This is a genomic window from Halomonas sp. FeN2 (assembly GCF_020595105.1).
GTDB classification, from domain to species: domain Bacteria; phylum Pseudomonadota; class Gammaproteobacteria; order Pseudomonadales; family Halomonadaceae; genus Vreelandella; species Vreelandella neptunia.
In genome coordinates, this window is record NZ_CP074200.1 from 455171 (window position 1) to 468117 (window position 12947).

Sequence of the window (12947 nt, forward strand, 5' to 3'; positions counted from 1 at the left end):
TAGCAGCCCTCAAGCATTAATCTAAACGAATGAACCACTTGGGTTTGATGCGTCCGAAGTCACGACGGGTGTTTGTTTTCAGGGCTTTTTTGGAATCCAGCACCACGGCTTCCCGCTCACTCCTAACAAACACCACCCAATGCCAGAAAGGTTTGCCCTGCTCTATGCGCCATTTGATCGCCAACAGCGCCTTATCTGGAAGGCGCTCCCAGGTATCGAACGGCGTCTCCGTGGGTGCAGCGGTGATTCCCAAAGCACGCAAGAGCTTACGGACGTACTCGGTGTCTGACCAAAGCGCTGTGTCTTCGGCATAGATACCCAAAGCGTTTGCTTTTTCTTTGGCCTGCGCATAGCTAATGCCCGCAAGAACAGCACATGATGCGATGCCACAGCCGGATATTTCTTCTTGAATGACGGGGTTCATTTAGTTACCAATGCTCTCCATGATGATTCCCTAACAGCCTTCACCCACTTAAGGCCAGCCACATTGACAGCCCTCTTGATAAAACCGATTTCAGCACACTTGGATTCTTTGTCATAGCTGGATAGCATTATTCGTTTCTATAACAATCTAATTAGTAAACTGAATCATAATTCAACGACATAGCACTCAAAATTAAAACATCAGACCCTGAAAAGCAAAACGCACTATCCGAGCAACGAGAGCTTGCTTTTACGCTATACTGCATCATTTTTCATTTTCTACACACCTTACGACCATCGGTCAGAGCTCCTAATGCCATTTTCAAAACTAGGATTATCCAGTCCTCTTGTTCAAGCGATTACCGAACTAGGTTACCAAACGCCAACGCCCATCCAGGAACAAGCGATTCCTGCCATTCTTTCGGGTAAGGACTTAATCGCCACCGCCCAAACAGGCACGGGCAAAACCGCTGCCTTTGTTCTGCCTCTGCTAGAACGGTTCAGCAACGCGGGAACGTTACGCGGCAAGCGCATACGGGCGCTAATTCTCGTACCGACTCGTGAGTTAGCGGTTCAGATCGAAGCCAGTGTGGCTCAATACGCCAAGCACACGCACCTAACCTCGATGGCGATGTATGGCGGTGTGGATACCGAAGCTCAAAAAGAGCGCCTAATCGAAGGGGTGGATATTCTGGTCGCCACGCCGGGCAGATTGCTTGATTTGGCCCATCAGCGTGCGCTGCACTTTGATGAACTTAAAGTCATGGTACTGGACGAAGCGGACAGAATGGTCGACATGGGTTTTGCCGACGATATCCATAAAATCATAGAGCGCCTACCTGAAAACCGTCAGAACCTACTGTTTTCGGCCACCATCACAGACGACGTTCGCGCCCTAGCCTACGATTTTTCAGATAGCAAGATGACCGATCTAGCGGCTGAAATATCCATTTCTCCCAACGTCCGCGCCGCCGCTAATGTCAAACAGTGGCTCATCACCGTCGACAAAGACACTAAGTCCGCCCTGTTGAGCCACTTAATTAATGAGCAAAAGTGGGATCAGGCGCTTATTTTTACCGAGAAAAAACACAATGCGGCCAAGCTTGTTGCTCAGCTGGAAAAACGCGGCATCACAGCGGACTCCATTCATGGCGATAGAAGCCAAGCCATGCGCGAAAAGATTTTGGCCCAGTTCAAATCTGGCGAGCTAAAGTACTTGGTCGCCACGGGGGTTGCCGCGCGCGGTTTGGATATTGATGAATTGAGTCGTGTGGTGAATTACGATTTACCTTTTCAGCCAGAAGAGTACATCCACCGCATTGGCCGAACCGGCCGCGCGGGTGCCTCAGGCGAAGCCATTTCTTTAGTCGACATGAGTGACTTTAAAAATCTTTGCGCTATTGAAAGACGGTTAAAAAGCATTATTGAGCGCAAAGAGATTGCAGGCTTTCCGGTTCGCAAAGCAGTACCCGAGTCAAACTTGAATTTCAGTAAACAAAGTAATCGTTAGAACTTACCCAAGAGGCTCACCTATTAAAAAATCAAAGGTGAGCTTCTTTATTGTAGACATTTCACGAAGCTGGTAAAAACGCATCTAGCAGTTCGGCATTAGTTGGATATTTATCCAATAACTCAAGTAACTTCTGCGCGCCTTCTACCGGCTTAAGCGCTGTCAGCGCTCTTCGCAATGTCCTTACTTTTTCAATATCTTTTTCATCAATCAACAGCTCTTCGCGACGGGTACTGCTTTTGGCAATATCTATCGCAGGGAAAATCCGTTGATTGGCCACATCCCGGGATAACACGAGTTCCATATTGCCCGTGCCTTTGAACTCCTCGAAAATCACCTGATCCATACGGCTTCCTGTATCCACCAGCACGGTGGCCAGAATAGTGAGCGAACCACCATTTTCGATCTTTCTCGCAGCGCCAAACAGTTTTCGCGGTATTTCCATCGCTCGGGAATCCAGCCCGCCGGACATAGTGCGGCCATTGCCCCGCTGCTCGGCATTATGAACCCGCGAGAGCCTGGTAAGAGAATCGATCACAATCATCACATTATGACCCTCGCCTGCTTGCCTACGCGCCGTCTCAAGAAGCTTGTCTGCCATTTTCACATGGTGTGTGTAGCTTTCGTCTGAAGACGATGCATGGACTTCTGCCGACACACTGCGCTTGAAGTCGGTCACCTCTTCAGGACGCTCATCAATCAGCAAGGCATACAGCTTTATATCAGGATGAGCTTCCGCTACAGCCTGACAGATATGTTTTAACATTGTCGTTTTGCCAGAGCCTGGCGGCGCCACAATCAACCCTCGCTGCCCCATCCCAATGGGCGTAATCAAATCCATCGCTCGCACAGTACGCTCTTGAGAGCCAGGCTCTAAATAAATGCGTGGGGAAGGATGAATAGCGACGCCATTTAAAAACCGTTTTTCGGGATCATTAGGGAATTGATCTTCGACTTCGTCGGTGGGCTTGGCGTCTATCTGTTTTTTTGCCTTCAGACCTAGTGTTTTTCTCGTCATAATATCGATGGATCGCCTTTAATAACCTGAATTTATAGAGTACTGAATGTATGAAATAGCTGCATCATAGACAGCCGATTGGTCGCATTGTTGCGGTACTTGGCAGGGAAACGATGAAATCTAATTTGTGCTCAATCAGATCATGCACCGCGGGCTCAAAGGTACCGGGGTGGAACTGGTCTTGGTAGGTGATCACTACCAAAACATAGCCGTCTTCGGAGTTTTTCTAAAGCCTCAACGCTAAGTGCAGCTACATATTGGTTGGTGCTTAATTTTGTGTATGGCTTCGCCTTATTACACAAAATTCCACACCAACCAATATGCAGCGGGTAGGCATTGTTATATTTCGCTATATTTTTTTAAAAATATTTTCAAATGTATCGTTATCATTGTAACCGTCGACCGTATAGCCAGACAACATTTCCCATAAAAACCTTAAAAAGCGATTACAACCTAGATAATCACCTTCTCGCACACACTTTAAATTAATCGACATTGTTTTTAATCTATGTAGAAACGAAACCACCTCATCGTTTTGAATATCAATATTTACCAACAACAAAATTATTGATTCTTTTAAGGATTCAAACTCTAGTAGAATTTCGGTCAACGCCTTACTATCTAGGTTATTTGAAAAAACATACCATCTGTTCTTGTTATCGCTGACTTTAGTATAAAAATACCTCTTAAACTCTTTGACATCTGTTAGCTCATCTATAAGCCCTACCGAATATGGCTCTGAACTATTGTGCAAAATATGTTGTATAATTTGTCTTCTGAATTCTTTATACTCAGAAATGAAGTTTTTCTTAATTCTTATCTTCTTGAAATACTCTGGTAGAAAAACCACTAAGAAGTAAAACCAAATACTAACCAGCATGCCACATGAAAGGTTAAACACAATATCATTTCCGAGGATAAACTGGCTAAAAAAAGCCCCATATTCATTTGATAAAATTACGTCATTACTAGATTTAACTATAAGAAAAACACTTAACCCGCCAACAATTAACAATAAGTAATTAATGTACTTCACTTAACCTCCATTTGAGAAATAACGCCGCTTTTTGAGAAAATTTTGTAGCGCAGCGAAAAAATTGTTCAACAACAACGTATTGTTATGCCTTTGCTCGCTTATCACAGCGCTCTATACGTTTATCCCAGTCACCAGCCCAGCCTTGAGATTTAGCTTTTTCACATAAAGAAATCGCTTCATCGTAGCGTTTTTGCTTTTCTAAGATGATTGCTAACTGGGCGTAACCTTTATGTGCAGGCAAATTACCATCATATTTTTGTTTGAATGCTGTAGCTGCTGCCGGTGCATTTGCAATTTGTTGTTCGCAGGATTGGATTGCAAGTTCAAGACCATTTGGGCGTAAATCTCGATCTTTATAGAAAACTTCTAATTTAGTGCTATAGAAAAAATGCACATCTAAAGGCTCTGAGCTTTTATCGATAAAAGTTTCAGCTTTAGAAATTAACTTATAGGCGATATGTCTTAGTTCTGGTTTATTGAACCAGCCAATAAGGCCCCAGAAGAAGTGTAGCTGTGTTTGACTGCTGCTGCATATTTCACCCTCAATTATCGAATTTTCACTACCCATCGGAGAGTAAATATTTAGAATGATTTCACGCTCTTCATCGCTCAACTCATTCAACCACCAACCTTCTAAGTTTAAATACTTGATAATTCCATTCACTTTTGGCTTTTTCTTGAATAAATCGAGAATGCTCATTTTTTACTCCCTAGAGGCATGACACCCAACTCAGCGGACAAATTAAGCGCAGCGAAATTTGATCCGCTGCAGTTGTTTGTTACCTGCTTTTAAGTGCAGACTCAACTTTCAAATGAAGCTTCATGTGTTATGTGGAATCCCTTTTTCTACAAGCTGCCTGCTATGAAGCTAACAATGGTTAAACTGCTTGTTCTGAAATTGAATAACGCTCTGCAATATTTAACATTCTTATCACGCACGCCGAATTACCCTAACCATCTGATATCTAATAGAATTAAAAATAGTTTTTCAGTATATCCAAAATTCGCGTGCGCACTCGTTTTGCCGATCTAACATACTCTATTCATAAAATTGGCTTAGGTCACGTGACTTTGCAGAAAAATTGAGCTGGAGCAGGCTTTGGGCAGCTGACGCTGCCTTAGCGCCGGGCCGCTGCTGCGGGTGCCTTTTGGCTCGTTCCTCGCCAAGCGTTACGCCGCGCTACGCACATGCAATTCTTTGATTTTATAGTTTTTGTAGCGAAAAACACTAGCAATAGTGGCCTAGCACTCTATTGGACTGGATTATTTATGTGGCTGTGTCTTCTCGCACTGAAGCACCCTCCCACAAATTGAAGCAAGGCTTTCAGAAGGAAGAACGGCCAGCTTAGGCTTTGAGGACATAACGCAGAGTTTCAACCATTTGATCGGTAGTAGCGCACCAAACCTGGTAGCCTGCGTCGACTTCTAATATCTTAGCTGCGCAGGATGATGATGTAGGGCTTGGTTAACGCTGCGCCGTTTATTTCCAATCAAGCTTGAGGTCTTTATGTGACTGAGCACAGTCGCGCAGATAGAGATTGATCAAGCTCTGATAAGGAAGGTCTTTTTCCTCCGCCAGATTCTTGAAATACGCGATGGTATCTTCATCCAGCCGTATCGTGACCTGCTTTTTAAGCTTCTTGGCGTATGGGTTTTTGACTGACTCTGAAAAATCGTAATGGTCACGCATGTCTATACCCTTCGTAAGTTTTTCGCTCTCGTTTATCCGCCTTGCGTGCTGAGATAATTCGGATTGTTTCTCCGTCTCTAACGCAGTGGCACACCACCAGTAAACGAGACGCCAAGCTTCTGGCGATTAGCTGCATATTTACCAGGATTCTAATCAAAATTAATAGAGTTCATACATTACACTGTAGTTATAGTGTACGTATTATCAAGACGTTGGTAGTTGCTGATTCTCGAGGCGAAACAGCCGCAGGCTTAAGCGCCCTCCCGCCAAACAGAATAGAACGTCAGTTCAGTGGCGGAGCTGTTTACGTGGCGTAATCGTCGCGAGCTGAAGCTCCCTCCCACAAGATGATCCACTCCCACAAGTTTTAGCAGGACTTGCGGGAGGCGCAGGGGCTTAGGCTTTGAGCACGTAGCGTAGGGTTTCGACGACTTGGTCGGTGGTGGTACACCAGGCTTGCGCCCCGGCATCGACTTCTTTAAGCGGGTGGACGATGTCTTCGCTGTGCAGGGTGATGTAGGGCTTGGCGAGGGCTGAGCAGTAGCCTGCGTCGAAGGCGGCGTTCCATTGTTTGTATTTGTCGCCGAAGCGTACGACGACCAGATCCGCTTGCTCGATCATTGTACGGGTGCGGATGGCGTTGACCTTGGATGACTGGTGATCGCGCCAGAAGCCATTTTCCGGCTTGCCCAGGTGGTCGCCGGCGGCGTCAGAGGCGGCGTGGTCGGTGACCGGTGCGGTAAACACGATATCCAGGCCCGCGGCCTCGGCGCCGCGCTGGATTTCTTCGCGCCAATCGGTGTGGATCTCGCCGGATAGGTAAACGTAAAAGCTCATGGCTATTCCTCAATATACTAGTTGGTCAGTAGCGCCATTTTATGGAAAATCATTCCATATTAATACCGGCACTATAGCAGGGGCTGTTTGGCCAGCAGATAAATATCCATTATCCAGCCGTGGGTGTCGCGTAGCGCTGCCCGACGCTGGATAATCTGATCGCCGACGTCGCTTAGCCAGCCTTTGATCAGGCACTGTTTATCCATGCCCAGGTAGGCGCCCCACCAGATGTAAGTGTCCTCTTGCGGCAGCGCGGTAAAGGCCCCGCCGCTATCCAGCATTACGGCTACCGTGGCGGCATCGTTTGGCCAGCCGCGCTCGCGCAGGCGGCGGCCGGTGGTGATGTGCACCGGTTCGGCAAGGGCATTGAGGGGAATTTTGTGTTCAGCGGTAAGCACTTGCAGGCTGGTGATGCCTGGCACAACCTCTACTTCAACCTGCTTACCCGCCGCGCTTAGGCGCTGGGTAATGCGCAGGCTGCTGTCGTAAAGCGAGGGGTCGCCCCACACCAGCATCCCTACCCGCCCGCCGTTGGGAAGATGTTCATCGATTTGCTGCGCCCAGACGTTGGCGATGGCAGCGTGCCAGTCGTCTACCGCGCCCAGGTAGTCATGACGGCCATCACGGCTGGGGAGGTCGAACTCGACGATCTTGGTGGTCACCGGCGCTTCCAGCAGCCGTTCGCATAGCAAGCGGCGTAGATCGATAAGATCCGACTTGGCCTCGCCTTTGCGGGGCAGCAGGATCAGGTCGGCGTTATTGAGGGCGCGCACGGCGGCCAGGGTGACGTGGTCAAGATTGCCGGTGCCGATGCCTATTAGCGAAAGCGTGATCATGATTCGCTCTCTTGGTCTTGGCTTGCCGTGGCAAAAGGCGAATCCGCCGACTGGGGGCGAAAGCGGCGGTCGTAGCCTACGGCATAGAGGCTGCTCTCCTGGAAGTCGTCGCTCTCCAGCACCGGCCCCACCAGAATTAGCGCCGTGCGCTGCATGGTGTTATCGATCAACGCTTCTATGCTGGCTAGCCGCCCGCGTACCACCCGCTCATCGGGCCAACTTGCCCGCCACACGATCGCCACCGGGCACTGCTCACCGTAATAAGGCGTCAGGCTCTCGACCACCTGGGCAAGGTTATGGATAGAGAGATGAATGGCCAACGTGGCGCCGGTGCGGGCGAAATTGTCCAAGGTCTCGTCGCTGGGCATGGCGCTGGCCCGGCCAGGCGTGCGGGTGAGCACTACCGACTGGGCTACACCGGGCAGCGTTAGCTCTTGACCTAGGGTTGCCGCCGCTGCCGCAAAGGCTGGCACGCCGGGGGTAATGCTGTATGGGATCTCCAGCTCGCGCAGGCGGCGCAGCTGCTCACCCATGGCCGACCAGACCGATAGATCCCCCGAATGCAGCCGGGCCACATCTTGGCCTTCGGCGTGGGCGCGGCTGATCTCCTGCATGATGTCATCAAGCGACAGCGGTGCGGTGTTGATCACCCGCGCCCCCGCCGGGCAATGTTCCAGAATCTGCTCCGGCACTAACGAGCCTGCATAGAGGCAAACCGGACAGGCGGCGATCAGGTCGCGCCCGCGCAGGGTAAGCAGATCCGGCGCGCCGGGGCCGGCGCCAATGAAATGTACGGTCATTCTGTGATTCCTTCTGCCAACGCCAACGCGGCGGTGGCCAGCCTATCCGCTGAAATTATCCTCGGCCCCATTAGCCTAGCATTCGGGCCTGCCGCTAACAGCGCTACGGCCTCGGCCACGCTGCCCGTGCCGCGGGCCTGCATACTTTGTGTTGAATGAGTCAGCGTTGCCACCGTCGGCAGCTCGGCGTCCGACACGGCGATAACCTCGATGTGTCGCAGTTGTCCCAGCTCTTCGACTAACGGCAGCATGGAGCGAGCCGCCGCCAGCTTATCGATAGCGCCGCATTGGTCGATCAGTTGATCCAGCGCCTGGGCAAGAGATTCAAGCGTGGCCTCACTGCGAAAGCCAAATCCGGCGACGTGTAACGCCCGCGCCTTCACCGAACGCCCCGCCACTGAACAATCGGGTAGCTGGCCTTCCAGCCTCGCCGGGTGCCGATGGGGGCGGAATTGGAAAGCTCCAGCCGTAGCAGTTCACCGCCTACCTTGTGCTGCCAGTGCGCCAGCAGCGCTTCGGATTCCAGCGTGACGGCATTGGCGACGATGCGCACGCCTTCGGGCAGGCGCTGCCATAAGTCATCTAACAGCGCTTGGGATAACCCGCCGCCAATAAATACCGCATCCGGCAGCGGTGTATCGTTCAGCACATCCGGCGCGCTGCCCTCTTTTACTTCCAGCCAATCAACGCCCAGGTTCTCTGCATTGCTGCGCGCTCGGGCTGCCCGTTCCGCGTTTTGCTCAAAGCCTACCGCCTGATTATCCGGGTGAGCGAGCAGCCACTCAATAGCGATAGAGCCTGAACCGGTGCCGATATCCCATAGCCGCTCGCCGGGCATGGGGGCCAGCGCCGCCAGGGTTATGGCGCGAATGGTCTGTTTGGTGATCTGGCCGTCGTGGTCAAAAAAATGATCCGGCAGGCCGGGCGTCAGCGGTAAGGCCGGGCCGTTACCGGCGACTTCCAGCGCTACCGCTACCGGGTGGGCGATGGCCTGGGGCAAGCTGGCGTCGACACGACAATGGCGAATGCGCTCGTTATCGCCGCCCAGGGCTTCCAGTAGCGTTAGCTGGGAATCGCCAAAGCCGAAGCTGTTCATCAACGCCGCTAACTCGGCCACCGCCTCGCCGTCTCTTACCAGCACCAGCAAACGCCTACCGGCATGCAGGTAAGGTCGAATGCGCGTCAGCGGCTTGGCGTGCAGGCCCAGGCAGGTGCAGCGCTCCAGCGGCCAGCCCAGGCGGGAAGCCGCAAGGCTGAAGGTAGAAGGCGCTGACAGCGCCTGCCACTCGTCAGCGCTGAGATGCTGCGCCAGGGTGCTGCCCGCCCCAAACCAGAACGGGTCGTTTGAGACCAACATGACCACCCGGCGGCCGCGCTGATTGAGCAGTTCGGGAATGCCATCGGCAAAGGGAACTGGCCACTCAATCACCTCGGCGTTTAGGGGCGGCAAAAGGCGTAGGTGGCGGCGTGCGCCGAACACCACCTCGGCACTTTCCAGTGCGGCGCGGCTTGCCGCCGTTAGCGCCTGTGTGCCACCCTCCCCCCAGCCTAAAAGGGTCAGCCAGGGAGCCTGACCCACTGGAGCGTGAGAAATTTCAACCATGATCAAGATCCTAATTCTCGGGGGAACCACGGAGGCCAGCGCCCTGGCCAGTGCGGTTGCCAAGCGCGGGCTTCCCGCCATTTTCAGCTATGCGGGCCGTGTTGCCACGCCTAAACCCCAGCCGCTGCCGACCCGTATTGGCGGCTTTGGCGGCGTGAGTGGCCTTACCGCGTTTGTGGCCCAGGAGCGCATCACCCATATCGTCGATGCCACCCATCCCTTTGCCGCGCAGATGAGCGCGAACGTGTTAGCCGCCGCGGCCCAGTGCGGCGTAAAAGCCATTGCCCTTACCCGGCCTGCCTGGCGACCCGTTGACGGTGACCAGTGGCAAAGCGTGGCAAGTATCGATGAAGCCGTCAGTGCCCTGGCGGGCCCGCCCCAGCGGGTGCTGCTTGCTATTGGCCGCATGCACCTTGCGGCCTTTGCCGGCCAGCCCCAGCACCATTACGTGCTGCGTTTGGTTGACCGGCCTACAAGCCCGTTGCCACTGGCGGATGTCAGCACCGTGATTGATCGAGGCCCGTTTACCTTGGAGGGCGACTTAGCCCTGCTGGAAAACCAGCGAATCCAGCGCATTGTGTGTAAAAACTCTGGCGGCGATGGAGCCGCCTCAAAACTAACCGCTGCCCGTAGGCTCGGCCTGCCCGTGGTGATGATCGAACGGCCAGCACTGCCACCCCGCCACGAAGTTCATTGCATCGATGACGTGTTTAGCTGGCTTGGCGACCACTATTAATCATCGGCTCTTCGTCATTTTATATGGGATTATTTCTGCCAGTCTGATAATTGACCAGTGCGAGGTAACTTTAGCTCGCGCCTGTTTAGGCTGCCAAGCTGATAACTGCACCCGTGGGAGGGCGCTTCAGCGCGCGAAGGGGGCCGACGGCACCCTGGTATTATCGGATTGGAAGCATAAGCAATCGCGAGCTAAAGCTCCCTCCCACAACAAATAGTTGGCTTAGTGGTTACAATCAGAATTATGAGACTCAAAATGGTCGATTAATATTAAATCCACATTAGATGACGAATAACCTAATCATCACGACGCTTAATCAGCCGAGCGCGGTGTATAAACCAGCGGAGATCCACTGCGCTCGATCAATCGCGTCTGCTGGGAACCGACGATAACCAAAGTGCGCATATCGGCCATGTCCGGCGTTGCCTCGCCTAGGGTGGTGACGCGAACTGACTCTTCCGGCGTGGACACCGCCCGGGCGAAGATAATCAATCGATCCGGCCCGCAGGCTTCCTGCAGTACGTCCAGCGTGCGCTCGAAACCCGCCGGGCGCGCCTTGGAGCGCGGATTATAGAACGCCATGGCGAAGTCGGCCTCGGCGGCCAGGCGCAGGCGCTTTTCAATCAGCGCCCAGGGCTTGAGATTGTCGGATAGATTAATGCAGCAGAAGTCGTGCCCCAGCGGCGCGCCGACGCTTGCGCTGGCGGCCAGCATGGCGGAAATACCCGGCAGCACCTGAATATCCAGCGCGCGCCACTGGGCATCGCCTGCCTCCAAGGCTTCGAACACCGCGGCGGCCATGGCAAAGACGCCGGGGTCGCCGGAAGAGACCACCACGACCCGATGGCCCTCAAGCGCCAGCTGTAGCGCCTGCTCTGCCCTGCGAATCTCTTCGCGGTTATCCGAGCCGTGGCGGACTAATCCAGCACGAGGCGCGACCCGGTTGACGTAGGGCACATAGCCCACCACGTCGGTGGCATCCAATAGCGCAGCGGTTACCTCGGGGGTGACCATGGCCTCTGAACCCGGCCCCAGGCCGACGATTTTCAGCCAGCCGCTCATGGCCGCCTCCCATGGCCATGGATCAGCACAATCGAGAAGTACGGCACGCTCTCGCCCACGTCCGCCAGTGGCAATACGCGTTGTTGCGACATGGCGGCGTACTCGATCAGCCACGCTTCGCCTTCGCGGCCCGCGTGAGTCAGCGCTCGGCGTAGCTTGGCCAGGTTACGTCCAATCTTCATCACTACCAGCGCATCGGTTTGGGCGATGCGTTCGGCCAACGCCTCTTCGGGGAGCGTGGCCATCAGCACGGTCAGGATGTCATCGCCCCAGGTAATCGGCTGGTCGGTGGCCGTCCACGCCGCCGACATGCCGGTAATCCCCGGCACTACCGAGACGGGCACGCGGTTCAACAGTCGAGTGTAGAGGTGCATAAAGGAGCCGTAGAAGAACGGGTCGCCTTCACACAGCACCACCACATCGCACCCGGCTTCCGCCATCTCGATGAGCTGGGCCACGCTGCGTTCGTAGAAAGCCGCCAGTAGCTCATTGTAGCGCGGGTCGTCGAAGGGAATTTCCGTGGTGACCGGGTATTCCATGGGCAGCTCGATTGCGCCGGGCGGGATCATGCCCTCCACGATGGTGCGCGCATGGCCGCAGCGACCCTTTTTACGGAAATACGCCACGTGGGTCGCCCTGCGTATCAGACGGTCGGCGCGCACGCTCATCAAGTCTTGGCTGCCTGGGCCTAGCCCAACACCGTATACCGTTCCCTGAGTCATTCGATGCGATCCGCCATGGCGTTGATAGCCGCCACCGTTACGGCGCTGCCGCCCAAACGCCCGCGGACGATACAGCTGGGCAGTGCCGGGTTAGCCAACAGCGCTTCCTTGGATTCGGCGGCGCCGACAAAACCTACCGGGCAGCCGATAATCGCCGCCGGGCGCGGGCACGCCGGGTCTTCGAGCATATTGAGCAGGTGAAACAGCGCGGTAGGCGCGTTACCAATAGCGACCACGGCGCCTTCCAGGTGCGGCCGCCAGAGTTCCAGCGCCGCCGCCGAGCGGGTGTTGGCCATTTCCTGGGCAAGGCCGGGCGTGCGCTCATCGTTGAGGGTGCAGATAATCTCGTTGTCAGCGGGCAGCCGCTTGCGGGTGATGCCTTCTGAGACCATGCGGGCATCGCAGAGAATCGGTGCGCCCTGCTTTAACGCGGCACGGGCCTTATTGACCACGTCGTTTTGAAAATGAATATGCGCGGCCAATTCCACCAGCCCGGCGGCGTGAATCATGCGCACCGCCACGGTCTCTTCTTCCTCTGAAAAGCGGCCAAGCTCGGCTTCACTGCGAATAATCGCAAACGACTCCCGGTAAATCGCCGGGCCACTGGTTTCGTACTTATAGGGCACCCAAACTCTCCAAATAAACTAATTCGCTGCTGGTCTGCATGCTGGTCA

General features: G+C 53.8%; 15 protein-coding genes and 1 pseudogene. 2 read left to right on the forward strand and 14 right to left on the reverse strand.

Going from position 1 to position 12947, the window contains the following annotated elements:
* Positions 1–16: 16 nt before the first annotated feature.
* Positions 17–424 carry a hypothetical protein gene (locus tag KF947_RS02205; RefSeq protein ID WP_227405323.1) on the reverse strand — a complete coding sequence of 136 codons (408 nt, stop codon included), beginning with the start codon at positions 422–424 and terminating at the stop codon, positions 17–19.
* Between the two features lie 312 nt (positions 425–736).
* On the opposite strand from KF947_RS02205, the gene KF947_RS02210 reads away from it, so the two are divergent.
* Entirely contained in the window at positions 737–1933 is a 1197-nt protein-coding gene (locus tag KF947_RS02210) for a DEAD/DEAH box helicase (RefSeq protein WP_227405324.1), read from the forward strand.
* A 61-nt stretch (positions 1934–1994) separates the two neighbouring features.
* Here KF947_RS02210 and rho read toward each other — a convergent pair whose 3' ends face one another.
* From rho to cbiE, 10 genes and pseudogenes are all read right to left on the reverse strand, one after another.
* Complete coding sequence (gene rho, locus KF947_RS02215; protein WP_227405325.1) at positions 1995–2951, reverse strand: transcription termination factor Rho; 957 nt, start codon at positions 2949–2951, stop codon at positions 1995–1997.
* 349 nt (positions 2952–3300) lie between these two features.
* Complete coding sequence (locus KF947_RS02220) at positions 3301–3987, reverse strand: hypothetical protein (protein WP_227405326.1); 687 nt, start codon at positions 3985–3987, stop codon at positions 3301–3303.
* 82 nt (positions 3988–4069) lie between these two features.
* Entirely contained in the window at positions 4070–4687 is a 618-nt protein-coding gene (locus KF947_RS02225; RefSeq protein ID WP_227405327.1) for a tetratricopeptide repeat protein, read from the reverse strand.
* A gap of 780 nt (positions 4688–5467) precedes the next feature.
* Positions 5468–5716, reverse strand: a pseudogene (locus KF947_RS02230) (BrnA antitoxin family protein); the annotation flags it as partial.
* Positions 5670–5813 carry a BrnT family toxin gene (locus KF947_RS02235; protein ID WP_227405329.1) on the reverse strand — a complete coding sequence of 48 codons (144 nt, stop codon included), beginning with the start codon at positions 5811–5813 and terminating at the stop codon, positions 5670–5672. The gene KF947_RS02235 and the pseudogene KF947_RS02230, both read right to left, overlap by 47 nt.
* Before the next feature lie 260 nt (positions 5814–6073).
* On the reverse strand, positions 6074–6514 hold the full coding sequence (locus KF947_RS02240; protein WP_227405330.1) for a YtoQ family protein: 441 nt from the start codon (positions 6512–6514) through the stop codon (positions 6074–6076).
* Positions 6515–6585: 71 nt separating this feature from the next.
* A complete protein-coding gene (cobF, locus tag KF947_RS02245) occupies positions 6586–7350 on the reverse strand; it encodes a precorrin-6A synthase (deacetylating) (RefSeq protein WP_227405331.1) in 765 nt (254 codons plus the stop codon).
* Positions 7347–8150, reverse strand: coding sequence for a precorrin-4 C(11)-methyltransferase (gene cobM / locus KF947_RS02250; protein ID WP_227405332.1), 804 nt, complete (start codon positions 8148–8150; stop codon positions 7347–7349). Before cobM ends, cobF begins: the two co-directional genes overlap by 4 nt.
* On the reverse strand, positions 8147–8548 hold the full coding sequence (locus KF947_RS02255; RefSeq protein WP_413614117.1) for a cobalamin biosynthesis protein: 402 nt from the start codon (positions 8546–8548) through the stop codon (positions 8147–8149). The genes cobM and KF947_RS02255 overlap by 4 nt, the downstream gene beginning before the upstream one ends.
* Complete coding sequence (cbiE, locus tag KF947_RS02260; protein WP_133732583.1) at positions 8530–9753, reverse strand: precorrin-6y C5,15-methyltransferase (decarboxylating) subunit CbiE; 1224 nt, start codon at positions 9751–9753, stop codon at positions 8530–8532. Before cbiE ends, KF947_RS02255 begins: the two co-directional genes overlap by 19 nt.
* Here cbiE and KF947_RS02265 point away from each other — a divergent pair.
* Positions 9752–10489 carry a cobalt-precorrin-6A reductase gene (locus tag KF947_RS02265; RefSeq protein WP_133732584.1) on the forward strand — a complete coding sequence of 246 codons (738 nt, stop codon included), beginning with the start codon at positions 9752–9754 and terminating at the stop codon, positions 10487–10489. The two genes, cbiE and KF947_RS02265, sit on opposite strands and share 2 nt — an antisense overlap.
* Positions 10490–10801: 312 nt before the next feature.
* On the opposite strand, the gene cobJ is transcribed toward KF947_RS02265, so the two are convergent.
* The 3 genes from cobJ to KF947_RS02280 are packed head-to-tail and all read right to left on the reverse strand — an operon-like array spanning position 10802 to position 12899.
* The gene (cobJ, locus tag KF947_RS02270; RefSeq protein WP_133732585.1) at positions 10802–11551 is read right to left on the reverse strand and encodes a precorrin-3B C(17)-methyltransferase; all 750 of its coding nucleotides are present in this window, start codon (positions 11549–11551) and stop codon (positions 10802–10804) included.
* On the reverse strand, positions 11548–12273 hold the full coding sequence (gene cobI / locus KF947_RS02275) for a precorrin-2 C(20)-methyltransferase (RefSeq protein WP_227405333.1): 726 nt from the start codon (positions 12271–12273) through the stop codon (positions 11548–11550). Before cobI ends, cobJ begins: the two co-directional genes overlap by 4 nt.
* Entirely contained in the window at positions 12270–12899 is a 630-nt protein-coding gene (locus KF947_RS02280; RefSeq protein WP_227405334.1) for a precorrin-8X methylmutase, read from the reverse strand. Before KF947_RS02280 ends, cobI begins: the two co-directional genes overlap by 4 nt.
* Between the last annotated feature and the right edge of the window lie 48 nt (positions 12900–12947).